This window comes from Sphingobacterium sp. SRCM116780 (genome assembly GCF_021442025.1).
GTDB lineage: Bacteria > Bacteroidota > Bacteroidia > Sphingobacteriales > Sphingobacteriaceae > Sphingobacterium.
The window spans coordinates 1,446,565-1,472,400 of record NZ_CP090446.1; the positions used below are offsets into that span (position 1 = coordinate 1,446,565).

Genomic DNA, 25,836 nt, shown 5'->3' on the forward strand with positions numbered 1-25,836 from the left:
AATACTTTATGAAACGATATAAAATGAATGGAATAGTACTTGTGCTCTGCAGTTTATCTTTGAGCTGTTCAAAATATAAAAGTCCTGAAATTAATCAGGGTATCAATGATTCAGACCCTCAGTTATATGAAGATCTGTATGATCCTATTCAAGATAACGGGCAATACAATTTACCTGAAATGACTGTAAAACCCAAACGATACTGGTCTGTTGTGGAGGTTCTCAATGTTGGCTCAAGAAATAATATTGGCGAGAGCAATGAAATCCGTGGGTTACAATATCACCTACTGGCACAATCATTGGCTGGACTGACCAATCGTGCCGTACAACAAGGGAAAAGTGAAATTGGTGTTTGGTTACATGATCATGCTGGACGAGAATCCTATGGACTTTCCAAACAAGCATTGACGGATATGGGAATCAGTGAGCAGGGGATGCAGAGTGCCATCGAATTGGCAAGAAATAATTATGGTCCATCAGAAGGTATCAAGTTACAGCTGAAAGATCTATTTGACGGCTATGTACTTACTGATGTGACTAATAATCCGGAAAGCAATATCGTGGCTTCTGTAGCTTCTTCCGTGTATAATGCGCTTATTGTCGATGTGCGGGATAAGGCCAATTACGATGCAGCTGGATATACAATGAAATATGATGCGCGTACTAAATCAACGGTAGATGCATGGAACGAATTTAAGACAAAGGTGAGTAATAAAGCTTTGGTTGTCATGCCTGTTCAAACGGGTGAATTACGTGATTTTGCTATCGCCAATAATCTGTTCGTCATCAATATCAATAAGCAAAAGGAAAATCCTTCTTCAGGACAAAATCTACAGTTGTATGAGGAAATTTTGTCTTGGTTAGCGCCTGGTGCACCAATTTATGGTTGGGAGCAAGGCGTGGACGAATCCTTATTTGTGAACAGGGCATCTGTCAAAGGACATGTCTGGGTACCAAGTGACTGGACTTATAATATTCCGCTCACTTCACTTACTTACAAACAGCGGCAGACTGCCGTGCTTGCAAAAGTCATCAATCCGCAATTCATCGATTGGAAAAAGGATAAGAAATTCGTCTCTTACTATCTTTCGGATGGTGATAATGTACAATGGATGATGAACGATTTTGTTTCCGATTTTTACCTGAATGGAGATGCTGCGGGTATGAAAATGGGATTTGGAATTTCAGCGAGTAATCTATTGCAAATGGCTCCAAGTCAATTCAATAATATTTTCAATAAGCAACATCGTGACTATACGCTGATCGAAGCACTTGGTGGAGGGTATCAATATGTGGATAATTTTGGACTGGAAGAAAATAGAACGACACGTATCAATAATTTAGCAGAGAATGTAGCACAAAATATGCGACAACATCGGATCAAGGTATTGGGATTGATGGCGAAAGATGTAAAATCTGCTGCGGCCAAGGAAGGCTATCAAGCGTTTATTGATGCAAATGATCAGCTTGAGGGACTTGTCGTGCTACAATATAGTCCATACGCTGGTGGAAAAGGTGAGGTTATTTGGCTGAAAAATAAACAAGGGTATGAAATTCCTGTTATCAGTATACGTTATAGCTTATGGAATTTTGGAAACGTTAATCATGATCGGGAAGGTACTCCAGCATATATTGCCCAAAAACTGACCGCTGACGGAGATAACAAATTTTCAGTAATAAGTGTTCATGCATGGAGCAAATTTACGGATATCGGTAAAGGAACTGATCCTTTGGCTGAGAACAATGACGGAAACTTGGGAGGAGCTTCTGCAGCTAAATTGATGAATAATCATTTGAACGCAGACTTTGAACAGGTTAATGTTCAGGAATTGATTTGGCGGATACGTATGAATCATGATAAAGAAGCAACTGAACGTTATTTGAAGACTTATTATTAGTAACATTCGATTTCTAAAAAGGTGTCTCCCAAAAAGTCATGTGTTTCCAAAAAGGGGTTAACTTCCGGAAGCATGTGATAAAAGGGGACACCTTTTTAATTTAGAAAAACATTTCGACGATAGACTCATTAAACATATAGTCACCACAAATGCAGACACCTTTATTCCAATTTTTCAACAATCCGTACATAAGTTAAATCCCCATGGTTTTCTATTTGTCTGTATAAAATACCGCTGAATTTTGAACAATAATCCTGAATGACTAAAAATTAACACGTTTTGCTATCCGTTTTTCAATCCTTTAATACCAAAATATTTCAGCTTTACTTTCTAAAGGAGTATAGTTTTCTTATAGAAGAATGATGGTGAAGTCTAGCTTTATTTTATGTTTTTCATAAAATAAATTAAATCTTTAGTTGTATTTGTTATTTTTATCCCATTCTTAAGTTGATATTAATACTGGAAACAGCAAATAAAATCTACTTTCTGTAATAAAAGAATATAAATAACAAACCTTTACCTCAGTGATATTATATGAAAATGCTATTAATACTCAAAAGATCTTTATTACTATTGTCTTGTATAAGCTGGTCTCCATTTTTATATGCTCAAAAACAACCTCCTAATATTATCTTTATATTGACAGATGATATGGGGTATTCGGATTTGGGGAGTTATGGAAGTCCCAACATTTCCACACCTTTTTTGGACTCTTTGGCAAGTCAAGGAGTAAGGGCGACGAATTATGTCGTTTCTACACCTTCCTGTACACCTTCTAGGGCTTCACTATTGACTGGTCGCTATGCTTCGCGCTATAATTTACCACAACCTATTGGTCCAGGATCTGAATTAGGTTTGCCAGATGACGAGGTGACAATTGCCGAGATGTTGAAGAAACAAGGCTATCAAACCGCTCTAGTAGGGAAGTGGCATTTAGGTGATAAACCTGAATCCTTACCGAATGCTCAAGGGTTCGACTTCTTTTATGGTATGTTGTATAGCCATGACTACCGAGCTCCTTATGTAAAGACAGATACCATTATTAAGATTTTTAGAAATCATAAACCAGAGGTATTTGCTCCAGATGATTCGGATCTAAGTCAACTTTATAACCATGAAGCGATCAATTTCATCAATCGACAACAAAAGGATAAACCTTTCTTTTTATACTATGCCCATAATTTTCCACATCTGCCTATCGCTTTTGCTAATAAAAAAAATCCTTATGCAGCAGCACAGAATGCAGGGCCACTAGGTGCAGTATTGCTAGAATTTGATCATTACATAGCGCAATTATGGCATACCTTAGAAAAAAAAGGACTGGACAAAAACACGATTATCCTATTCTCTAGTGATAATGGTCCTTGGATCGAATATCCAACCCGTATGTCGGATGATCAGGCAACTAAAAATTGGCATGTGGGAACAGCTGGTGTGTTTAAAGGTTCGAAAGCACTAACCTATGAGGGAGGAACACGGGTACCATTTATCGCTTTTGGAAAAGGAATTATTCCAGCAGGAAAAGTGATCAGGTCATCTATTAGTAATTTGGACATATTGCCCACTATTGCTGCATGGACAGGAGCTAAATTACCAGAACACACATTGGATGGTCAGTCTATACAATCTTTATTGGAAGGAAAAGCAGATGATTTAACCTATAGTCATCGACCTATTTTCTTAGTGAATTATGGCAAAGCGGAAGCTGTGAAAGTGGGAGATTGGAAATATCGCGTGACGACACAAAAAACCAATTTAGCTGCAGGGAAAACTGAATCTACGCTAGAAGAGCTTTATAATATAGCTTGGGATCCTAGTGAACGAACAAATTTAATTCATGAATATCCTGAAAAACTGGCAGAATTGAAGGCGATTTTCCAAACATTTGATGGAGAAGGAAAAAACTAATAGGGCTAAAAAATAAGCTGATCCTTCTTTTTAGCTAATTTAATGAAGGGAAAGGATTCAAAAACGCGATAGGTCGTTATTCACTTTATCCATGATAGATAAAAGAAAAATATTGGAAACGATTGTAATTTCAAAAGGCATCCTAATATAAATTAAGATGCCTTTTTAAGTTTTAGCTATATAATAAATGTTGTAAATGGATAGAAGCAAGTAGAACTAACCGCTATCGTCACTATTCATCAGTATGTTTACGATGACAATCTATGATGGTTGCTCGTCGGAAACATCGGAGCAACTAGTTTGTTTTGCTTCGTAATGTATGAAGACGGTGTTGATACAGCCCGATCTTGCTGTAGACTTTCTATGAGATTAAGCTGAAGTTTTCCAATATTTAGCCATGATATTTGTGCACCATAGTTTGCTGCATTACTTCTGTATCTTTTTAATAAATCAGGATCTTTGAGTAACTGATTGATTATTAATGAGAGTGCTTTTGCATCTTTAAATGGAAAAAGCAAGCCCCTTTCTTCTGCTAAAAGATCTTTTGCGTACCAATAGGGTGTTGATATGACGGCTGCTCCTGCGCCAATAGCAAAAGATAGCGTGCCGCTGCTTATCTGATTTTCATTAGGATAAGGAGTGACATAGATATCACAAGCATTAAGATATTTGATCAGGAGCTCTTCGGAAGCAAAAGAATTGATGAACTGTATTTTATGGTCAATCGCTAATTTCTTTGCTTTATCAATAAGTGATAGCCTATAAAATTCTCCTTCTTCTTTTAATATATTGGGATGCGTAGTACCTAATATGATATAAACAAAATCTTCTTCTTCCACATTTGCGATAGCTTCTAATGCCGTTTCAAAACCTTTATTTCGTCCAACAAATCCAAAGCTTAACATAATTTTTTTATCTTGTAAACCAAGTCTTTCTTTGGCTATTTTTTGGTTATATGTAAACTCTGGAACTCCATGCGGGATAAATGTTATTTTTTCTTCCTCAATCTGATAGATTTCTTTCAACATCTGAATAGCATAGGGAGTCATTACCGTAATTTTGTCACTGTATTGAGCCAATTGACAGAGGATCTTGTTTTCGTTTATACTGGGATTTTGTAAGATTGTATGTAAATTGGTAGCAACAGGTACTGTTAATTTTTGGAGTAGATCTATGATATAACATCCTGTCTCACCACCGAAGATTCCATATTCATGTTGTATAAGACAAGCATTGTAGTTTTGATTGATCAATTGTGCAGCATGATGATAGCTATTTACATCATCTTTATCGATGATGAAAGAAACTTCTGTTGGGACAGTTTCCTCACATCCATCAGAAATAGAAAATATCCCATGTTTTTCATCAGATAATATGATAAGAGATTTATACAGATCCTGCGTGAATGTCGCAATTCCACATTTTCGTGGAGGGTATGTTCCTATGATAGCTATTTTCATGTGTTTCAATGTTAGTTTTAATGGTTTTTCACTTACTGTCAATGCTAAGTTTATTAACTCATGTTTAGAGTAGAACAATCAAAGATGTTGAATGTTGAAATAAGAAGCTTATTTGACGTAAAAAACGAGTTAATCTTTTACTTCTACGTATATGTACTTGTTGCCACATACGCATTTAATCCAACTTCATGTTTTATAGCGAATGCAGTTACATAAACTGACGCAGTGATTTTATACGAATTTCTATGATATTTATTTGTTTAGGTTGTTTCAAGATAAAAAGAATAGTTTCGGTTATATCTTGGGCTTTTAATATTTCATGCTTTTGTTCTTCTTTGGACCAACCATATTACTACAGTACATGGTTGGATTAAGGTAACACGTATATTGTGTAAAGCTTATAAGTCTAAGAGTAAAATCGGCAATGATTTGTTAATAAATTATTTTCAGATTATTGTTGTTGAAATAATCAACGAGCAATAGGCTGTAGCTTTGGATAGGGATTTCGTTTTTCATGTATTGATAGCTGTTTGTTGTCATACAATCTTGATGAAAATAAAGGTCTTCTAGGTAAGAATTTTACGTATTTTAAAAGATTAGCCAAGTATAAATAATACCGTGTATAGGAATGGTATCTTCTATTTTACAGAATATTTTCATTAATCTTGTTTATTTGTAATAAATGAGTGGAACATGAGTGAATTTTATAGTGAGGTTTCAACTAAAGAATGTTATAAGCCATACATTCAAAAATTTTGGATATTAAATAATCTGCAACATCCATTCTCTACGCCAGCTAGCTATACACTACCGAATGGATGCTGTACAATTGTTTTCGTTAGTGGTAATGGGATCTGGTTAAATTTAGCAAGCAAAACAATTGAACTGCCTGCAGGTACTTATCTATCAGGACAGATAAGTAAACGGGCAAGCATGATCTTGAAACCTTATTCCAAAGCTATAATGGCACAGATTAAACCTTGGTTGCCACCAGTTATTACCAATATTTCTATGCATGAGTTGGTTAATGATATCGTGAGCTTGGAATATCTCAATCAGTTTATACACCAACAGTTTCTAGGTATTGATCTAAGAAACGACGCAGCGGTCATCCAGGCATTGTATAAAGCGATGGACGCTTACATGTATGTAGACGTTGATAGCCGTTTTATACAATGGTTGTATAAGAGATTATGTTCAGGTAAATTAGTACAGGCAAACATTTCCGATATAGCCTTTGCCTCTGGATATTCACAACGGCGTGTTGAGCAAAAATTTAAAACTTTGGTAGGCCTTACTGCTAAAGAAATTCAATCTATTTTACAACTAAGGAAATTAATAGATGATTTGAGTAATCCGAACGATAATTGTCATTTAGGCACTCTTGCCCTCCGACATGGGTATTACGATCAATCGCACTTTATTCGATCATATAAACGCATTATTTCAGAAGCACCTGCTCAATTTAAGGTAAGCGAATATATATTGCCGTTAACAGGACATTTCGATTTTTTACAATTATAGAACTTTCCTGTCAGCTAATTTTGTAATCTAATTAAGATTAATCATGATGAAAAGATGGAAACAGATTATTATTGGATGCGTATTGTTTTGTGCCAATGCGCAAATTACTTACGGACAGTCTAGACTTGATACACTTACAACATTACTAGAGCAAATCGTAAAAAAAGACAGTTTAACTGGAATGTCTGTTATATTAGTTAATTCAAAGCAAATCTTGTATGAACACAATTTTGGTTACGCTGATGTTTCAAAAAAAACCAAATACACCTCACACACGATACAGAATATTGGTTCTGTAAGTAAAACTTTTATTGCTATCGCTTTGATGAAAGCAGTTGAATTAGGCTATTTCAATTTAGAAACCAATATCAACAGCATACTTCCTTTTAAAGTAGTGAATCCTAATTATCCAATGACTGAGATTACTGTAAGGGAATTGAGTAACCATAGCTCCAGTATTCTGGATAATCCTGCGATTTTCCCTGACACTTATCAATTTGATGAAGGATTTGCAGAATACGATGCTTCGGCATATAAAATATTACAAAATCTAGGTTATCGTAAACAGGTTAGGAACACCTCACTCAAAACATTCTTATGTGACTACCTAGCGGGAGATGGAAGATATTATAATACAAACAACTTTGCAGAAAATGAACCAGGTAGCTCAGTACATTATAGTAACATTGCATCTGCACTAGCGGCCTATCTGATTGAGGTCAAATCAGGTATGACTTATGCTGAGTTTACAGAAAAATATATCTTAAAACCACTTAAAATGAAAAACTCCAGTTGGTTTTTAAATGCCCAAGAATTAAATAAATATGCCAAACCTTATTATAACCTGGTGACATCATTTCCTTTTTATCAGTGTATCACTTATCCCGACGGTGGGCTTAGAACAAACACAACTGATCTAAGCAAATATTTAATAGCGTTGATCAATGGTTATAACGGAAATCAAAGACTTTTAACCAAAGAATCATATCAAATGATGTTCACCCCACAGTTTTTAAAAGACAATCCGCCCAAAGGCATAAGTTTAGCTTATCGAAATAAAGGCATATTCTGGAACCTGTATAATAACGGTACTATTGGACATGATGGAGATGACCCTGGAGTGAGTTCTTTTCTTTTTTTCAATCCTACGACAGGGCAGGGTGCTGTGTTTTTATGTAATCGGTATTTAGCTGATAAAACTGAAATCATTGCCTTACTTGTTAAGTATGTGAGGCTTTGATCCGAATATCCTACTGTTTAGTCAATAGGCGTTGTACTGCACTAAAAGGTGTATCTAGATCATTACTAAATTGTATTTAATTAGATGATGGAAATTTAATCAGCTTTTATCGTTACTATTTATTGCCTTTTATAATTAGTGGAAAAAGGGATCAGGTTGAATTGCTGGGGGATATTTAAATAATTCTTAATTTAGCATTATTAAAGAATATATATTGCAAGAGACCGAACGTAAACCTTTTGACTTTATTGATGCCCGAAGGGTCATTAGATTGGATGGTAAACAGCATGCTTAAAAGTATCTCCCAAACAATTCCGTATAATCCGGTTTTGTACCTGCAGACAGCTAAATTCTTCAGTAATCTTACAATCAAAAGTCCTTGGAAGTCCATGTAAGTCCTTTAAAGTCCATAGAAGTGCCAACAATGTTCGGTACTTATTCGTATTTACTACGATATATCTACAGTTGTGTCTTACGTGTCAGTTGTTCTAGATTCATCCTATATGCTTACTACAGATGGCCATCAAGGGATACACGTATTAACGTAACATGCTTAACCTGCAGTTTATCTGTGTTAAGCATCTGCTATGATGGTTCTTCTCGAGAAAATGCTTTTACAACGCCTAGCATATGCTTTATCCTCACTTCATCCTCGACTCAGGAGTATGGATTTAGAAGTAACAATCAACTTGATTGGTACAATCCTGGATTGTAAATTTAGATAAAATCCATTTAATGATTGAAGAAGACAGAAGATCTATTGGATGCTCTTCTCTCAGAGATCTATATTTTCTATCAAAAGTGAGAAAAAGTGTTAAAGATTGTATTGATTTATAAAGCTATCTGATAGTTCAGTTATAGAAAGAATAAAACCCGTTTCTATACAATAGAAACGGGTTTTAAATCAAGTGCTCCCAACTGGGCTCGAACCAGTGACCAAAAGATTATGAGTCTTCTACTCTAACCAACTGAGCTGCTAATAATCAATCAGTTAATAGATGTTTAAAATAATGTGAGATATAATATGAGAAAATATTATGTCTGAAATCCAAATAAAAGTATATAATCCCCAAGATTTAAAAAAGAGAGCGTTCATTATAATTAAGCACAATAATAAATGGATAAAAGAATATAATGGAAAGAAAATAGGTGTAGAAATAAAACCTAATTTGGCTTCAACTATTCGCAAAAGAACTTCATTATTAAATGAATTGCTCTTTGAATTTAAGAAAGTAATCGAAAAAGGCGACTATCCACCAAAACAAATAAATCAAGTACTTTCAACAGAGTGTGCTTTAATAGAAGCATTAAAACAGAAAAAACTATTAAATCTAAATCACAATTATATTAGGAATTTGAAAAGAGTTTGTGATGATTTCCTTCAATTTCTATCAAAAGACGAAAGGGAAGGAGAAATAAATAATATTGAACAATCTAAAATTCAGAATTTCCTTTTAAAATTCAATAGTTCAGGAACGTACTATATGAATAAAAGAAGAGATTTAGCAGTACTTTTTTCACAGGTTGATAAACAATTTGGGGTTGCTGTTCCCAATATAAAGAATACCAGTAGATTAAAGTCCAAGCCAAATTTGCATAAAATATATACTGAAGAACAGCTTAAAAATGTTCTTCAGTATTTGAAAGTGAATCATTATAATTTATATCTATGCTGCCTTATTAGCTACTTTTCATTATTAAGACCACATCAAGAAGTTCGTAAACTGACTAAGGGGCATTTTTATAATGATTTAACAGAAATTCATTTATCTCCTAAAGAAAACAAAAGTGGTAGACCTAGAATTGTTTTTGTACCTGATAATTTAAGAGACGAAATATTTTCCCTTATAAAGGGAATAGATGTAATTGATAATATCTTTTCTTTTACATGTACACCCTATAACGAAGCCTATTTTAGTACAGCTTGGACAAGATGTCATTCAAAAATGGTTAAATTGGGTATAGTTGAAAAGAACCACACTATCTATTCTTTTAGACATACGTCTGCTGTTAGTATTTATCGTAAAACAAAAGAAATACATTTATTACAGCAGATAATGGGACATTCAGATATGATAGTTACTTTAAAATATCTTAGGGGTTTAGGAGTTGTTGATAATGAGAGTATTAAAAATTATCTTTTTAAAATATAAGAACTCTAATTAAATCCCAACCAAATGAAATGTAAAAGTTTCAGGATTATCTTTATAAGGTAAGTTTAGACTTTTTCTTATTTCTAAAATAAGCACTTTTAGTCTTGTATCATGCCCTTCTATAGAGAAATTAGGATTTGATATTCTAATTTCTCTATGGAATTCCATAAGTGCTGTAATGACATTTTGTGGAGCTATCAAACCAATAGTATTAACTGCATTTGCGAACCTTAAATTTGCTTTTGCTAAATCTTGTTTTATTGCAAGGTCAGATATTGAAGCTAATAGTTCCTGATAATGAGCTAAACGTTTCTGTTGTAAATAATCTCGCCTTTCTGCTCTTTTATTTAAAATAAAACTAACAGTAGCTACAATTATACTAGCTGTAGCAGAAATAATAGCCACTAAAATAATAGGATTCATAAATATATATTATATTGGATAATATTAAAAAACAATTTACAATAATTAAAATTTAAATGTAATGATATTTTCAAAGAGTGATTTAGTTGGAAATGCTTTTATCAGTTATATTGAATTAACATCACGGGCAAATATTAAAATAGTAAAAGAAAATTTTAAAGAACTGTATACAGATGATTGGTATTCTATCGACTATAATGGATACAATGAGATGGCTTCATTTCGGGTAAAGTTACTTTCACTTAAGATTATTTTAGAACAGGCTTTGAAAAATAAAATATCATATTCCCTACATCAATTTATAAATGGAATAGAGTATGAGTTTATGACAAATGAAACCGAATTATATCAAGTAGGGAAAAAAAGACACAATCTATTAATCAATAGGTTAACAAAATTAAAAAACAACTTTAAAATCGAGAATGACCTTTATATTCATAAAAATTCTTATATCCAAATAAATGGAATTGAATTAGAAAATTATAACAACCTTGAATCTAAAATTTCAGATTTCAATTGTATAAGCTATGGTTCGATTATGGAACTGCTACAAATAGAAGAGAACTATTCTAATCTAAGAGCCAAACTAGTTGGTTCAGAAATGCAGAAAGATAAATACTTAGCTATTTTAGACAAGATACTTTTTAAAATAGGTGCTGTTGATGAATTAGGAAACTGCTTGATGAATAATAGAGGGGGTATAAACAACCGTTCTATTTTATGGGCTATAAAAGATTTATTTTGTAGTGAGGGATTATTCTTTATTGGATTATCAGACCCTGAGTACATGCAAGCTCTTTGGAAATATATGGGTGGTCAAATCCCAATACCTAAAAAAAGGCATAAAATAAACAATTCTACTAAGAAAGATAATGACACATTTATAAGAAAACAATTCACTGAATTTTTTAAATAATATATCTCTAATTTTTAACTGCGACTAACTGCGACCAAGATTCTAATATCTTTAAATTTCTTCATTGTTTTGTGGCAACAAGACGAATAAACTTCTTGTGTTATAATTTAAACGTATGTTAGAATTAAAATTCAACAACTTAACAAAAATCAATAAAGAGGGCATCAAAGGTTATTCTATTTGGGCTTTTGACAAAAAAGGTGTAGTAAGTATTTATCGAAATGGATTATTAGAGTTCCTAAAGGAAAATGGTTTCTATAAAAAGCAGTTGCCAAACAAGAGCTATTTGTTTTATAGGAAAGATGCACATATCATTACAGCTTACACTCATACAGAAATAAGAGAGTTTGTTGTAAAATATATCGAAGAAAATAATTTGAGATATAAAATTAATTATGGCTCTTCGAATACTTTAGTTACTCTAGAGCAGTTAAAAGAAATACTACTGCGAAATATAGATGCTGTATTTCACCCAAACTTTTTAGGTAGTATGGATATACTTCCATTTGAAATAGTCCGAGATAAGATAAACGAATCTTATGTGCCGTTCAGAAATGTTGTCATAAAAATAACAGCAGATAGCATAGAAGAGGTGAGTTATACAGATTTGGGAGAGAAAGTGTTCTATTCTACTCAAATTATTCAACATGATTTTGAGTATACCGAAAAATGGAAGTGTTCTATATTTGGAGATTATATTAAAAACATAACGAACGATACTAAGGAAAGGAAAAATGCCTTTAGAAGTGCAATGGGTTATTTATTGCATAGACATAATGATGTCAGCAATGCACAAGCAATAATATTATACGATGAAGTCATGTCAGGGAGAAATATACCAGAAGGTGGAACAGGGAAAGGGTTGTTTGCACAAGCCATACGTCAGGTCGTTAAAGGTTTTGTTCAAATAAATGGAAAGAATGCGAAATTGACATCGCAGTTTGCGTTTCAACAGATAAAGGAAGATACAGATGTTGTTTTTATCGACGATGTATCTACAAATTTTGATATTGACGGTCTTAACTCTGTTTTATCAGAAGGTATCAATGTAGAGAAAAAATTCAGGGATATTATCGAATTGCCCAAAGAAGAAACCCCAAAGTTCATTGTCAGCTCTAACCATATCTTATCCTACGAAGGTTCCACTAGAGAAAGAAGGCAATATATACTTCAATTCTCCTCATTCTACAAAGATAAGTACAGAGAAGGTAATCTAAAGCCTATAATTAGCGAACATAAAAGTCGTTTCTTTACTGAAGATTGGGATACATCTGAATGGAATAAATTTTTTTCGTTTATGATGAATTGCATCAAATTTTACCTTATACATGGTTTAGTAAAAACTCCTCGACTTAATTTTAAAAAGAATGCTTTTATTCAAAAGTATGGTATTGATATGTACTTATATTTTGAGCAGTTATCATTTACAAGCACTCAAGAGTACAGTACAAAGGAAATGTACAAAGAATATGTAGATGATGATAAAAGTCCTGAAATTCAGCAAAGAGGTTTTACAAATGCCTTAAAATCATACTTGCAAGATAACAACATGGAGTGCAAATTAATGAAGAAAGGAATCCTCAAAATTTTATCGTGATTTAAGATTTAAGTTTTCTATATAACAGGGGGCTATAGGTAAGAAAAAAGAATATACCCCTATATTATAAAGAAAACTTAAATCTTAAATCCAAATTCATTTGTGTTTATATGTACAAGCTCACGTTAGAAATTGAGCTCATTTGAACCAAATGTTGATTATACATGTATATAATATATAGTTTTTTATAAGATTCTATGGAATAATACCAATCAATATTAATTAGAATTCAGGGATTATAGATACAAATGCAAGATATAAATATTGTTCTTTTCTTTTTATAAGGGTCAATATTCACATGTTTCAAGAACATTATCCCTTTTAAGAGAATGAAATAGACTTTAATTAATACACTCTTTTCAGGCAGATATAATATAAAACAATTAGAGAACATTTACACAGCAGTACCACATCATAATAAACCACCCCCTAAGTTTTGGTGGGTTAGAATACCCCGCCATCGAATTATGGTATTATAATTTAAAACTTAAAAAAATGGCAGTTACTGTAGTAGATTTAAAAAAAAGAGTTAAAGAAGATGGAACAGATTTCTTTCTTTTAGTGTTGCAAGGTCAACCAGAAATAGTTAAAAGTCAAAGTGGCAAGTCTTATATGAACGCACGAAGAACCTCTGTCTCAACGACATTTAACGAACAAACGTGTAAAGATTTGATAGGAACAAAATTTACTGGCACAATTAAAAAGGTTGAATGTGGAGTATATGAATATATTGTTCCTGAAAGTGGTGAAGTTATTAAGCTTGATTTCCGATATGAGTATTATGAAGATAGTACAATGGAAGAAGCTGTATTCGAAACGGTATAATTGTATGGTGCAAGAGCTAAAATTCTTGCACCATTTAAATTTGAATTTAATGAAACGACTTAAAACTGCTACTTGTCTTTTAGTTGACCAAAATGGCAAATTATTTAGAAAAAAGTGTCCTTTTCAAGTTAAATGGAAACGACATGATTTAAATACATCTATTTTGATTGTGAAACGAATTATTATTGATGATGACAATATTATTTTATATGATATAGAAGGTGAGATTAAACCACATGTTGATTATGATATAGTTTCTGAATGTAAATTTGTATATAGAATAAGAAATTTCGTATTATTGTGTCAGAATTAACAAAAATTTAAAAGTAATTTTCAAAAAAGAAATAGTAGTAAATAACATATAAAAACGTTATCTAAAGTTCTTAATAGTAGAGAAAACCTAGGAAATTTTCAAATGCACATTAAGGACAGCTAGAGTAACGTTCTGCGCATAAAAGCGTGGGGCGTAGTCTATCTGTTTGTGCAGGGTCTCCTAGGTACCTCTCTCAACAGCTCTAGGTTATAGTCCCACGCTTTTATTCTTTAATCTAATCAACATATGGGATAGTGTTGAGCCATATATAAACTATTTTATGGATACTAATAATCCGATTCTACTAGAAACTCATGCAACAGACTACATAGGTTATTTTACTTATGCCTATAATATGAGATTTGGCGACTCAAGAAAAATATTTGATAAAGTAAGTAATTCTAACATCTGTAACGAATTGCTAGTAAATGCTGTAAGTTTAAAGGTTGTTCCATCTGGAAACGAAATTGTACGAATTGTAACTTCAAGCAGATACTTTATGCTTTCTATACCAGAAACTGTTTGTCTTGCATCTTTTATTGTGGTGAAGAAGTTAATGGAACAAATAAATAAATCTCCATTATATACATCTTACGAGTGGACAATCCAAAGAGAATATCAGTTCACAGAGTTATGTTTAAGCATTATTGTGCGATGCGATAAGTTAAAAATTCATTCAAATAAGGAAAGCTTTTTCGATTACTTTTTAAAATCTACCATTAAAACTCATGAAGCTAAAGAAAGAGAAAGATGGTCAGATGAAGATTTTGATAGTGATATGGGATGGATTCAGTAAAATTTAATATGCAAAATAAGTCATAAAGAAATGGAAAATAAAAAAACTAGGAATAATCTTATTGGCATATGGTTAATTATTGGTTGTGTAAGTATTGTATTTGGATTTATTACATCTAAAATGGATAGACTACAGTGGTTACCATTGGGAGGAATGAATAATTTTTATTACGTTCTTACATTAGCACTGTCAGTATTAATTTATATAACAATAGATATAATTTTTGAAACGAAATTTGCAACCCTTATTGCAACTTTATTGGTTTCTATAATTTTACTTGCAATGATTTGTGGGATAGTATTTCCAGAGTGCGCAGATAGCTGGACAGGTGACAGACCTCCTTGTGAATTCAATATAAACCTAGCTTCAATAATAGGTGGAATTGGAAGCTGTGTTTTAGGTATGTTAATTGGAAGTAGATTACTTTCAAAAGACTAATAATGAAAATGATATATGAAAGAAAAAATGTCTATAATTAAATATGCAATAATAGGAATTATTACAATAATAGTAATAATTGGTACAAGCGACTTAATAAAGTCTGGTGATATAGGACAAACAAATAGCGCTTATAAAATAGCTTCTGACGACAAAAGTAGAAAGGAAAATGAGGAGAAAATTAAATTGTCTCAAAAAAAGTTAAATAAGCCTATTTCTAACTCTATCAAGGCAAGATTAAAAACAAAAGATTTTGAAAATTTAGGATTCTTTTATGACCCTTTTGAAAATACAAGTCGTGTAGATATTTCAGGCTTGATAGACCTAGAAAGGTTAACTCAAAAAGAAATTGGGTTAATTTTGTCATCTGCTGATGAACTAGCTATCAAATTAGGGAGTTATTTGACTTATGTATCAAAGGTTAATAATATAAAATCTAAACATAAAATAATTGATTTAGCTACAGATTTCGTTATTGTAGAAGCTTACAGAGAATTTGGTGAATAAAAATTAAATATGAATATATCAGAAGTAACAGTTTCATTTAAGCCTAGAATCAGGGCAGATGAAAGAACAATAGTTAAAAGCTCTAAAGATGCCTTTAGAGCTTTTCTTTTTAAATGGGATAAAGGTTTGATAGCTTATCAAGAAGAATTTAAGGTCATGCTATTAAATAGTGCCAATCAAGTTATAGGTATTTTAGATTTAGCTAAAGGTGCGATGGATTCAGTACAGGTAGATGCAAAAATTATATTTTCTACTGCTTTAAAAGCGTCAGCTAGAAAAATCATACTTGCGCATAATCATCCTTCTGAAAATCTTATTCCTAGTATAGCAGATAAAAAATTAACATCTAAAATTATAGAAGCTGGTAAACTGCTAGATATTGAAGTTTGTGACCACCTTATTATCTCAGCTAATAAATATTACAGTTTTGGGATCAAGATGAATTGTTGGGGGGAATATTAAAAATTTGTTAGTTTAGCATTTTAAATACAATATACTTTGCAAGAGGCTGAACGTAAATTATTATCCTTATTAATGCCTGAAGGGCTTTTAGAATACTTTCAAATTTTAGAGGTCGATCAGGTTGATAATCAACTCCACATTTATTTAGATGAACTTAATATAGTTCCAGCTGGTTTTGAGAACAGTAAGCTGGAGTCGAAAGGTTTTATGCCTTCCACCGAGATTTCAGACTTTCCTATTCGAGGGCAGAAAGTTACGCTACATATTCGTCGTCGTCGTTGGACGGTTCTTGATACTGGAGATATTATCACAAGAGATTGGAACCTCGTACGTGAGGGTGCTCGAATGACAACGGAATTCGGGCTTTTTTTAAAGAAGATATTTGGATAACCATCCTGTAAGCGCCCATTTGGTGGGACTATTTTTTCATGTGGATGGTAAGCAATTACAGGATCAATACAAGAATCATCTCAGTGATTTCCATGACTGGGATCAAAAGCCTCATGCTGAACAATGGATTCTTTTCCCTGAAAACATCTCCGAACACCTAAGCATTGATGAGACCAGTTTTAGTAATGGCGAACTTTATACGATAATAAGTAGCAAATCTGCAAAAGGTAGGAAAGGAACCATTTTAGCCACTATACGGGGCACTAAGGCCGAAGACATCATTACTGTCTTAGAAAAGATTCCTTTACGATCAAGAAACAAGGTTAAGGAAGTGACCATGGATATGGCGCCAAACATGGCCAAAGCTATCCGCAGATGTTTCAGGAATGCTAGACGAGTGGTCGACCGATTTCATGTTCAAAAGCTAGCTTACGACGCTGTTCAGGAGCTTCGAATAAAATATCGTTGGGAAGTATTGGATACTGAAAGTAAGAATATGACGGTATCCAGAAAACAGGGACAAACCTATGAACCTGAGCTGCTAGCCAACGGAGATACTCTTAAGCAGCTTTTAGCTAGATCTAGGCATCTCCTTTTCAAGCACCCAAGTAGATGGACAGAAAGTCAGAAACATCGTGCAGAACTTTTATTCCTGCGGTTTCCCAAACTAAAACAAGCTTACGATCTAGGAATTGCCCTGGGCGATATCTTCAACAAATGCAAAGACAAGAAAATAGCTTTTACCAAGCTAGGCCTGTGGCATAATCAGGTTGAGAATGTAGGAATAATTTCATTTGAGAGTGTAGCAAGGTCAATAGCTGCACATCATCAATATATCTTACATTACTTCGATAACAGAAGTACAAATGCATCTGCAGAATCCTTCAATGCTAAACTTAAAGCTTTTAGAAGTGTATTTCGCGGAGTAAGGGATACTACATTCTTCTTATACAGAGTGATGAAATTATATGCTTAAAAATATGATCCCCCAACTTTTCGGTATGATCCCAGTTTTGTAGATGGGAGGGAGATGTAAGGATATTACAAAGGTGTTTTCTTTATTATAAGGGAGAGCTTAATAATCCTATTGAAAAATGAGAAAAGAAATGAGAAAAACACCTATAATAAATTAGCAAAAACAAGTGAAATGTTAAAATTTGTCTCACGCTACTTTAAACAAAAGAACTTAAATAAAAATCCCTTAACCTATTGAAGATTAAGGGATTTATTCAGTGCTCCCAACTGGGCTCGAACCAGTGACCAAAAGATTATGAGTCTTCTACTCTAACCAACTGAGCTATAGGAGCGGTTATTTTTATTTTATCAAAAATAGAATATTTATCCCGTTTTGACGATGCAAATATTGATATTTGTATTGATATTTCAAAATAAAATGATGGAAAAAATTAAAAATATTATCCTTGATTATGGCGATGTGATCTTTATGATTGACTTTTTAAGGATGGAAGAAGCCTTTAGAGCCTTGGGTATCAAAAATGTAAGAGAATATTATGGTCATGGTGCACAAACTTCACTTTTTGATGATTTTGAACAAGGAAAAATTTCTGCAGATACCTTTAGAAACGGACTTCGTGAAATTACTGGTGCACATGAGCTAAGTGATGATCAAATTAACGAAGCCTGGAATGCTATGTTGATCGGTGTGACAGAAGGAAATCATGATTTATTAATGTTGTTAAAACAAAAATATCGCTTGTTTTTATTGAGTAACAACAATGAAATTCATTATCAATGGATTATGGATTACTTGAAAAGAACGTTTAATTTGGATGACAATGTTGGATTTTTTGAAAAAGATTATTACTCCCATTTAATGGGAATGCGAAAACCTAATAAGGAAATATTTGAATTTGTTTTAGAGGCACACAATTTAGAGCCACAGGAAACAGTTTTTATTGATGATAGTCCACAACATCTTAAAACAGCAAAAGAATTGGGGTTACAGACTTATTTGTTAACGAAACCAGATACGTTAAAGAATTTGCTTTATCGAGAAGGACTTTTGAAAGATTAAGAGAATACTGAATCGATGTTTCCGATGAATAAAGAAACAACTTCTTATTCAAGGAGCTATTTTAAATAACATCAATAATTTTTAAAAATGTTTTGTCAATATCAATGATAATCGTACCTTTGCATCACTTTAAAAATTAAAAGGCTACGAAAGGAGGTATATACAGAGCATGATTATCGTAAATATAAAAGAAGGAGAATCTTTAGATAGAGCATTGAAGCGTTTCAAAAAGAAATTTGAGAAAACTGGAGTTTTAAGAGAACTACGTTCACGTCAAGCTTACGAGAAGAAATCTGTAACTCGTCGTATTCAAGTTAAGAAAGCGATTTACAAACAAGGATTGAACCAAGAAGTTTCAATCTAAGGTTTCTAATCAGATATAAAAAAGGGGAAAGTTTGCTTTCCCCTTTTTTTATGTGCTTTATTTTTCTAAATTAGTTATAAATAGGATGGAATATGTATCAGAAAGAGTTTGAACGGTATCTACAATTTGAAAGACGTTATTCCAAACACACTTTAACAGCGTATTTACACGAGGTAAGTTTGTTCTTGACTTTTCTGGAGCATGAAAATTTGGCATTTGAACAAGTCACTCATCGTGATATGCGTCATTACTTTGCTTTGATGACGGAAGCGAAAAAATCGGCCACTACAGTGAATCGGAGTATCTCAGCTTTGCGGACATACTTTAAATATTTGCAACGAGAAGGAGTAATGAAAGGAAATCCTATTCAAATAAAAGCACTAAAAACCCCTAAGAAATTACCTGTTGTAGTGGAAAAGGAAAAATTGGTTCAGTTGTTGGATCATTTGGAAGGAGAGGTCAATGACTTTGAAAGTCGTCGCGATAAATTGGTGATGGAACTCTTATTTGGTACAGGAATACGTCTTGCAGAATTATTACAAATTCAAGACCGAGATATTGATTATTATAATAAAAATATTCTTATATTCGGTAAAAGGAGTAAGGAAAGATTAGTCCCCATTAATGCGACATTAATAAAGGAATTGCAACTTTACTTACAAGCGAAATCCTTAAATATTAACAATACTAAATCAAGTTTCTTAATCGTTACTAAAGAGGGGAAACCCGCTTATGCAAAATTAATCTATCGAATCGTACATAAGTATCTTTCAATGGTTTCTTTGCAACAAAAAAGGAGCCCCCATATATTGAGGCATACATTTGCTACAGCATTGTTGGATAATGGTGCTGATTTGAATGCAATTAAAGAGCTCCTCGGACATGCTGGACTTGCTGCAACGCAAGTGTATACGCATAATTCGGTGGAGCGTCTAAAGTCTATTTATAAACAAGCTCATCCAAAAGCTTAAAAAAAAGGAGGAAAAATGAACGTTACTGTGCAATCAATCAAATTTAATGCTGATCAAAAGCTAATTGAATTTATCCAAAGAAAGACAAGTAAATTGAATCAGTTTTTAGACTCAATCATTGGTGGGGAATGTTATTTACGTTTAGAAAATGTAGATGATGAAGCGAATAAGGTGTCAGAGATTAAAATAAGTATACCAGGGAATCAGCTTTTTGCAAAGGGGCAGGCTAAAAGTTTTGAAGAAGCAACTGATATTGCAGTAGAATCAATAAGAAGACAAATTAATAAACATAAAACGAAGACCAAAACATTGGTAAGTAATCATAAAGAAATTTTGAGTACAGAAGAAGAAGAGCTTTAGTAAATAATATAGCATACTTAATTTTAGAAAAGACTAATCGATGAGATTAGTCTTTTTTTATAATGGCTTATCAATCTTCTGTAATTTAAATGAAGTTGTTTTCTAAAGCTCTTGTTATTTGCTGGATATCAAAAAGTGGCCATATATCAGATGTAAAAACCTGAAACTTCTGATTGTTATCTTTTTATAGAATAAGCTAATTGAGGTTCAAAAATATTTTTAAAAATATTTTTATTCTTACTTGGATTGATTATAAATAATGATTATTTTTGAACCATCACAATATAAAAAGAGAAGAATTACAACATGTTGAACACAATCTGTCCGTTAACAAATGTAGAAGAAGTTTTTATAACTGAGGCTGGTGCGATTTATCAATGTAGTCGTAAAAATTGTTATTGGTTAGAGTTTGCAGGAACTACGACTTCATTTTCTGTTTCTGATTTTTTCAAATTCAAAAAATCAATCGATCAAATCGATGTAGAAAAAATGCTGACAGATACATCACGTTCTTCTGATTTTGCTGTTGTAATGCCATTTCGTACTGAACGTTGTTTTATATTGAATGTTCAAGACGTATTAGATTTACGTGAACTATTGTCTGGCGCAAAATTTATAATGGAATTGAATAGTGTAGTTAAAGCCTGCTTACGCAGTTCTAAGGTAAACATATTGGTATAAGAGACCTACTTATAATTATACTGATTCTAAACAACTTATCTTTTTAAAGTCTAATTTAGACTGAATTTGTATTGTATATTTTTTATACAGATTCGAGATTTCTCCTCTATCTTTGTATTGTTCAGGTAAGCCAAGTGTTAGGAAACTTGGTCATTAATATGGGTAATTAAAACTTAGAGAATATGAAAGATTTATTGAAATTAAAATCTTCTTTAACAGAAGAGATTGAAAATATATTAAATGCACAAATTAAAGTAGAAGCACATTCTTCATCTTTATATTTGGCTATGTCATCATGGTGTGATGATCAAGGTTTAGATAATGCAGCAGAATTTTTCGCTAAACAATCAAACGAAGAACGTGAGCATATGTTGAAACTCTTTAACTATATCAGTAATAGAGGCGGACGTGCTATTTCTCCTGAGGTAACAGGAATTCCTTCTGACTTTGATTCTTTCCGTGGTATTTTTGAATCGACATTGGAACAAGAAATGTTTGTAACAGAACAATTCAATAATATAGCTGATAAATGCATGAAATCAAAAGATTATGTAACTTTTAATTTTATACAATGGTTCTTGTCAGAGCAAGTAGAGGAAGAGTATGTTGCTAGAAGAATATTAGAACTATTTGATGTGATCGGTGAAGAGGGAACTGGACGTTGGGAGATTGATAAACATTTGGTGAAAGTTACTTTTTTTGGTGAATAATTAATTTTCTTTACAATATAAGGAGAGCTGTTTATCTAAAATAAACAGCTCTTTTTTTATACAATAATTCATTGTTTTACGTTAAAGATGTATGAATTATTTATGTATATTGACATAATAATAGAATAAGTTGTTTTGATGTCGGATAAATTCGAAATATCAGGAAATAATTGTAAGATGATTGTATTTGTCTTACTCTTTTTCATTGGGGGAAGAGTAGAGGCTCAATTGCAAAAAAAAGAAGTGTACGGCTTTGTGGTAGATGCAGAGGGGCAACCACTAGAAGGTGTGAATGTACGATTGACAACTTCCTTGGATACGGTTATGACCGTATCTTCTAAAACAGGATTCTATAAATTTCATCAGATTAAAGGAAATAATATTCGATTAAATTATAATTTGCTTGGCTTGCAGATTGTGGATCGTTCTTATCCGCAATACAATAGTACAGATCGTGTGATCGCGGAAACAGTGACTATGAAACCTCAAGCATCTATGTTGAAGGAGATCGTCATCAACAAATACAAACCGATTATATTTAAAGAAGATACCGTACAATTTAATATGGGCGCTTTTCAATTTGATCGCCGTACGCTTTTGGAGGATGCATTAAAGCAAATTCCTAATTTTCAGGTTTCGAGAGACGGCTCTGTTTATGCCTTTGGAAAACCCATTACCTCTGTACAAGTGGATGGCAAAAAGTTTTTTGGGGGTGACGTATTAACCGCTACACGAAATCTACCAGCAGATTTTGTTAAAAATATTCAAGTAATTGATTATTATGGAGATGTGGCAAATGCGAAAGGTACAAAAGGTGCAGAGTCTGAAAAAATTATCAATATTGTGCTTAAAGATGATAAGAAGAAGATCACCTTTGGACAAGTGACAGGGGGAATAGGGAATAAGGATCGGTATCTAGCAAGTGCAGGAATTAATAAATTCAATGATGGCCAAGAATTATCTTTCATTGGTTCTATCAATAATACCAATACAAATCTATTTTCATTTGGTTCTCCAAATGGCGGTGGATCTCGAGATCGTGTTATGGGAGAATTAGCCGACTTTGCAGATCCAACAGATGGATTTAATAATGTTGGGTCTTTAGGTGCTAGTTTCTCTAGTAATTTGACAGATAAAATAGCTGCATATGGACGCTATACCTTTACAAATAATAAGAATAAAACGAAAGGTAATTCTTTTTTACAGTCGATCTATGGCTATAATACCATCACAAATTTAGAAGATTATGTAACCACAACAACTGATAATACACATCAAATGAACTGGGGTTTTGATATTAAATTGACGGATTCGGATTTCTTAAAAATATCACCGACATTTTCTTGGACAAAATCAAATGGAGATGAATTTAGGGATCGTTATATCAAAAATAAATCAATTACAAATAACGGAAATTATACAGCAGATAATAGTAGCACGAGTCCCAATGCTGAACTAGATGTTTTATACGCTAAAAGTTTTAAGAAGCCTGGACGAAAATTAGTTTATAATCTACATGTTGGTTACAATTCTGTTGATAAAAACGAAGATATTATTGATCAAAATACCATTATAGATAGTGCGTTCAATGAGGTTATCACCAAACATAATTATTTAAACCAATTTGTAAGAAGTGATAATGAAAATCGTGACGTAAAAAGTGCATTATCCATTATTGAACCTATGGATAAAGGTGGGTTGTTAGAATTAAATTATGATTTTAATTATACAGCTATTGATGCAAGACGTTTAGTGCATGAACGAGATAATGAACAATCTGTTTTAAATCGAGTAGATTCACTGAGTTTAAATTATGATTATATTTTCTCTTCCAATCGAATTGGGATGAAGTACCAACAAGATATATTTTCAAAGTTTAAATATAATATTGGGTTTGCCGTTCAACCAACTGAATTGTCCGGTTATTCGAAAGATAAATCAATTAAGACATCTTATAGTAATGTTAATTTGGTACCTGCAGCGGGTATCAAATGGAAATTTGATGAAAATTCAGATCTGTCTATCGATTATTTAGGAAAGAATAATCAACCCAATTTTTATCAGATCCAACCTGTATTAGACAATACGAATTCTCAAAATATAGTAGAAGGAAATCCAGAGTTAAGAGCTGAGTTTGCTAATCGAATCTTAGCAAAATATCGGAAATCTATTGTTAAAAAGGGGCAATATTTTGAAGGAAGCCTTGCTTATAATTTTATTTCAGATAAAATTGTTTCCAATAGGACGACTATTGCAAATTCTACTGCTCAGAAAACAACATTTTTAAATACTCCTGGTTATTATGATATAAAGTCTTACTATTTATTTACAGCTAGTTTGTTAAATGATAATGTACAAATGAGTTTAAATGGTAATGCAGACTTCTATAATAATGTGACTTATATTAATGATAGACGGAATGATGGTGGACATTTTTTATTTTCACAATCGTTACAGTTCCGCTATATGTTTAATGATATATTTGAAGCAGAGTTGAATGGTAATTATTCTTTGAATAAAGCGACTTATAAGCTGCCTTATAATGATCAAATTATTGCACATTCAGGAGTTTTGGGACTGGGGTCAAAATATTATGTAAGTGAACATAGCTCGTTTGGTATGGAAATTTCCCAAAGATTGAATGCAGGATATTCTTCTTCCTCTTGGACAAATATAAATCCCACCATTATAAATGCTTATTTTGAATACACTTTTATGCGAAATAAATTGACTATGCTTCGAGTTCAGGGATTTGATTTGCTAAATCAAAACTCAGGAATAACAAGAGATGTCTTAGGAAATGATATTTTAGATGTACAGAATACACGTTTGTCTCGTTATTTTATGTTATCACTCAATTTCCGTTTACAGAAATATCCGAAAAAATCATAATGAGGGCTGTTGTTATTACTTCGTTTGGAGGACCAGAATGTTTACAAGTGCTTGACGTTGAAAAACCGTCGTGTGATGACTATGAAGTATTAATTGCTGTAAAAGCGGCTGGGATGAATAGACCAGATGTTTTTCAACGAAAAGGACATTATACTGCTCCAGATGGTGTTCCTGCAAACATCCCAGGTTTGGAGGTGTCTGGCGAAATTGTTGCAGTAGGTGATCTTGTGGATGAATGGCAAATTGGTGATCAGGTTTGTGCCTTGTTGGCGGGTGGAGGTTATGCTGAATATGTAGCTGTTAATCAGGGACAATGTCTACCCATACCTAAAGGTTTTACTTATACAGAAGCAGCTGCATTACCAGAGACTTTATTTACGGTTTATCACAATGTCTTCCAGCGTGGTGCGCTCAAGAAAGAGGATAATTTTTTGGTTCACGGAGGTAGTGGTGGAATTGGTTCTATGGCGATACAGTTGGCAAAACTGGCTGGAGCAAAAGTATATACAACCGTAGGATCAAGCGTAAAAGCAAATTATTGTGTACATCTTGGGGCAGATATTGTTATCAATTATAAAGAACAAGAGTTTGAAAAGGTGATTGGTGACAGTCAGATTGATGTGATTTTGGATAGTATCGGTGGTGACTATTTCCCCAAAAATATACAAGTATTAAAACCAGATAGTCACTTGATTTATATCAATGCAATGAAAGGTGGAAAGGTAGAATTGAATCTTTTTGTGTTGATGCAGAAACGCATTTATCTATCAGGTAGTTTATTGAGAAGCCGATCGATTTCATTTAAGAAGGGGTTACGGGATGAGATTGTCAAGCAGATCTTTCCTTTATTGGAAAAAGGGTTATTTAAAACGACTATCTACCGTACCTTCACACTAGAGGACGCTTCTAATGCTCATGCACTGCTGGATTCAGGTGATTTTATGGGTAAATTGCTTTTTGTGCTCTAATATAT

25 protein-coding genes and 2 tRNA genes are annotated in these 25,836 nt (G+C 32.9%); 23 read left to right on the top strand and 4 right to left on the bottom strand.

Translation table 11 applies throughout. The features are described 5' to 3' along the window. Window positions 1-8: 8 nt before the first annotated feature. Both LZQ00_RS06420 and LZQ00_RS06425 read left to right on the top strand, forming a co-directional pair. On the top strand, window positions 9-1,898 hold the full coding sequence (locus tag LZQ00_RS06420) for a GxGYxYP domain-containing protein (protein WP_234513440.1): 1,890 nt from the start codon (window positions 9-11) through the stop codon (window positions 1,896-1,898). A gap of 534 nt (window positions 1,899-2,432) precedes the next feature. Then, window positions 2,433-3,806 carry a sulfatase-like hydrolase/transferase gene (locus tag LZQ00_RS06425; RefSeq protein ID WP_234513442.1) on the top strand — a complete coding sequence of 458 codons (1,374 nt, stop codon included), beginning with the start codon at window positions 2,433-2,435 and terminating at the stop codon, window positions 3,804-3,806. 248 nt (window positions 3,807-4,054) lie between these two features. Here the strand turns inward: LZQ00_RS06425 and LZQ00_RS06430 are convergent, their stop codons facing one another. After that, a complete protein-coding gene (locus LZQ00_RS06430) occupies window positions 4,055-5,266 on the bottom strand; it encodes a glycosyltransferase family 4 protein (RefSeq protein ID WP_234513444.1) in 1,212 nt (403 codons plus the stop codon). Window positions 5,267-5,959: 693 nt separating this feature from the next. Between LZQ00_RS06430 and LZQ00_RS06435 the strand changes: the two genes are divergently transcribed. Together LZQ00_RS06435 and LZQ00_RS06440 are read left to right on the top strand one after the other, a co-directional pair. Then, window positions 5,960-6,790: a helix-turn-helix domain-containing protein gene (locus tag LZQ00_RS06435; RefSeq protein ID WP_234513452.1), complete on the top strand. Its 831-nt coding sequence runs from the start codon at window positions 5,960-5,962 to the stop codon at window positions 6,788-6,790. Between the two features lie 43 nt (window positions 6,791-6,833). Continuing rightward, the gene (locus tag LZQ00_RS06440; RefSeq protein ID WP_234513461.1) at window positions 6,834-8,030 is read left to right on the top strand and encodes a serine hydrolase domain-containing protein; all 1,197 of its coding nucleotides are present in this window, start codon (window positions 6,834-6,836) and stop codon (window positions 8,028-8,030) included. 909 nt (window positions 8,031-8,939) lie between these two features. On the opposite strand, the gene LZQ00_RS06445 is transcribed toward LZQ00_RS06440, so the two are convergent. Beyond that, window positions 8,940-9,007, bottom strand: a tRNA-Met gene (locus LZQ00_RS06445). Between the two features lie 60 nt (window positions 9,008-9,067). Here LZQ00_RS06445 and LZQ00_RS06450 point away from each other — a divergent pair. Continuing rightward, window positions 9,068-10,183 (top strand): tyrosine-type recombinase/integrase, encoded by a 1,116-nt coding sequence (locus LZQ00_RS06450; protein ID WP_234513479.1) that lies wholly within the window; start codon window positions 9,068-9,070, stop codon window positions 10,181-10,183. Window positions 10,184-10,192: 9 nt separating this feature from the next. Here LZQ00_RS06450 and LZQ00_RS06455 read toward each other — a convergent pair whose 3' ends face one another. Beyond that, window positions 10,193-10,606: a hypothetical protein gene (locus LZQ00_RS06455; protein ID WP_234513481.1), complete on the bottom strand. Its 414-nt coding sequence runs from the start codon at window positions 10,604-10,606 to the stop codon at window positions 10,193-10,195. Between the two features lie 61 nt (window positions 10,607-10,667). Here LZQ00_RS06455 and LZQ00_RS06460 point away from each other — a divergent pair, with 61 nt between their 5' ends. The 10 genes from LZQ00_RS06460 to LZQ00_RS06505 all read left to right on the top strand — a co-directional run bounded on the left by LZQ00_RS06460 (window position 10,668) and on the right by LZQ00_RS06505 (window position 17,826). Beyond that, a complete protein-coding gene (locus tag LZQ00_RS06460) occupies window positions 10,668-11,522 on the top strand; it encodes a hypothetical protein (RefSeq protein ID WP_234513483.1) in 855 nt (284 codons plus the stop codon). A gap of 115 nt (window positions 11,523-11,637) precedes the next feature. Continuing rightward, entirely contained in the window at window positions 11,638-13,119 is a 1,482-nt protein-coding gene (locus tag LZQ00_RS06465; protein WP_234513485.1) for a primase-helicase family protein, read from the top strand. 495 nt (window positions 13,120-13,614) lie between these two features. After that, on the top strand, window positions 13,615-13,944 hold the full coding sequence (locus LZQ00_RS06470) for a hypothetical protein (RefSeq protein WP_234513487.1): 330 nt from the start codon (window positions 13,615-13,617) through the stop codon (window positions 13,942-13,944). 49 nt (window positions 13,945-13,993) lie between these two features. Further along, window positions 13,994-14,257 carry a hypothetical protein gene (locus tag LZQ00_RS06475; protein WP_234513489.1) on the top strand — a complete coding sequence of 88 codons (264 nt, stop codon included), beginning with the start codon at window positions 13,994-13,996 and terminating at the stop codon, window positions 14,255-14,257. A 280-nt stretch (window positions 14,258-14,537) separates the two neighbouring features. After that, window positions 14,538-15,053, top strand: coding sequence for a hypothetical protein (locus LZQ00_RS06480; protein ID WP_234513491.1), 516 nt, complete (start codon window positions 14,538-14,540; stop codon window positions 15,051-15,053). A gap of 30 nt (window positions 15,054-15,083) precedes the next feature. Next, the gene (locus LZQ00_RS06485) at window positions 15,084-15,491 is read left to right on the top strand and encodes a hypothetical protein (protein WP_234513492.1); all 408 of its coding nucleotides are present in this window, start codon (window positions 15,084-15,086) and stop codon (window positions 15,489-15,491) included. A 15-nt stretch (window positions 15,492-15,506) separates the two neighbouring features. Beyond that, window positions 15,507-15,998 (top strand): hypothetical protein, encoded by a 492-nt coding sequence (locus LZQ00_RS06490; protein ID WP_234513494.1) that lies wholly within the window; start codon window positions 15,507-15,509, stop codon window positions 15,996-15,998. 9 nt (window positions 15,999-16,007) lie between these two features. Further along, window positions 16,008-16,460, top strand: a complete 453-nt coding sequence (locus LZQ00_RS06495; protein WP_234513503.1) for a JAB domain-containing protein — start codon at window positions 16,008-16,010, stop codon at window positions 16,458-16,460. A 36-nt stretch (window positions 16,461-16,496) separates the two neighbouring features. Further along, a complete protein-coding gene (locus tag LZQ00_RS06500; RefSeq protein WP_234509126.1) occupies window positions 16,497-16,850 on the top strand; it encodes a transposase in 354 nt (117 codons plus the stop codon). Beyond that, window positions 16,843-17,826 (top strand): transposase, encoded by a 984-nt coding sequence (locus LZQ00_RS06505; RefSeq protein ID WP_234509124.1) that lies wholly within the window; start codon window positions 16,843-16,845, stop codon window positions 17,824-17,826. The genes LZQ00_RS06500 and LZQ00_RS06505 overlap by 8 nt, the downstream gene beginning before the upstream one ends. A 257-nt stretch (window positions 17,827-18,083) precedes the next feature. Here LZQ00_RS06505 and LZQ00_RS06510 read toward each other — a convergent pair. Further along, window positions 18,084-18,157 (bottom strand) — tRNA-Ile (locus LZQ00_RS06510). An 89-nt stretch (window positions 18,158-18,246) separates the two neighbouring features. On the opposite strand from LZQ00_RS06510, the gene LZQ00_RS06515 reads away from it, so the two are divergent. The 8 genes from LZQ00_RS06515 to LZQ00_RS06550 all read left to right on the top strand — a co-directional run bounded on the left by LZQ00_RS06515 (window position 18,247) and on the right by LZQ00_RS06550 (window position 25,831). Further along, on the top strand, window positions 18,247-18,885 hold the full coding sequence (locus LZQ00_RS06515) for an HAD family hydrolase (RefSeq protein ID WP_234513505.1): 639 nt from the start codon (window positions 18,247-18,249) through the stop codon (window positions 18,883-18,885). A 169-nt stretch (window positions 18,886-19,054) separates the two neighbouring features. Further along, on the top strand, window positions 19,055-19,249 hold the full coding sequence (gene rpsU, locus LZQ00_RS06520; RefSeq protein WP_234513506.1) for a 30S ribosomal protein S21: 195 nt from the start codon (window positions 19,055-19,057) through the stop codon (window positions 19,247-19,249). 92 nt (window positions 19,250-19,341) lie between these two features. Beyond that, window positions 19,342-20,220, top strand: coding sequence for a tyrosine-type recombinase/integrase (locus tag LZQ00_RS06525; protein WP_234513516.1), 879 nt, complete (start codon window positions 19,342-19,344; stop codon window positions 20,218-20,220). A gap of 15 nt (window positions 20,221-20,235) precedes the next feature. After that, window positions 20,236-20,580 (top strand): ribosome hibernation-promoting factor, HPF/YfiA family, encoded by a 345-nt coding sequence (gene hpf / locus LZQ00_RS06530; RefSeq protein ID WP_234513518.1) that lies wholly within the window; start codon window positions 20,236-20,238, stop codon window positions 20,578-20,580. 306 nt (window positions 20,581-20,886) lie between these two features. Next, a complete protein-coding gene (locus LZQ00_RS06535; RefSeq protein WP_234513521.1) occupies window positions 20,887-21,261 on the top strand; it encodes a DUF6686 family protein in 375 nt (124 codons plus the stop codon). A gap of 182 nt (window positions 21,262-21,443) precedes the next feature. Continuing rightward, window positions 21,444-21,971 carry a ferritin gene (locus tag LZQ00_RS06540; RefSeq protein WP_234513523.1) on the top strand — a complete coding sequence of 176 codons (528 nt, stop codon included), beginning with the start codon at window positions 21,444-21,446 and terminating at the stop codon, window positions 21,969-21,971. Window positions 21,972-22,148: 177 nt separating this feature from the next. Beyond that, window positions 22,149-24,863 carry an outer membrane beta-barrel protein gene (locus LZQ00_RS06545; protein ID WP_234513525.1) on the top strand — a complete coding sequence of 905 codons (2,715 nt, stop codon included), beginning with the start codon at window positions 22,149-22,151 and terminating at the stop codon, window positions 24,861-24,863. Next, the gene (locus tag LZQ00_RS06550; RefSeq protein ID WP_234513534.1) at window positions 24,863-25,831 is read left to right on the top strand and encodes an NAD(P)H-quinone oxidoreductase; all 969 of its coding nucleotides are present in this window, start codon (window positions 24,863-24,865) and stop codon (window positions 25,829-25,831) included. Before LZQ00_RS06545 ends, LZQ00_RS06550 begins: the two co-directional genes overlap by 1 nt. Window positions 25,832-25,836: the final 5 nt, after the last annotated feature.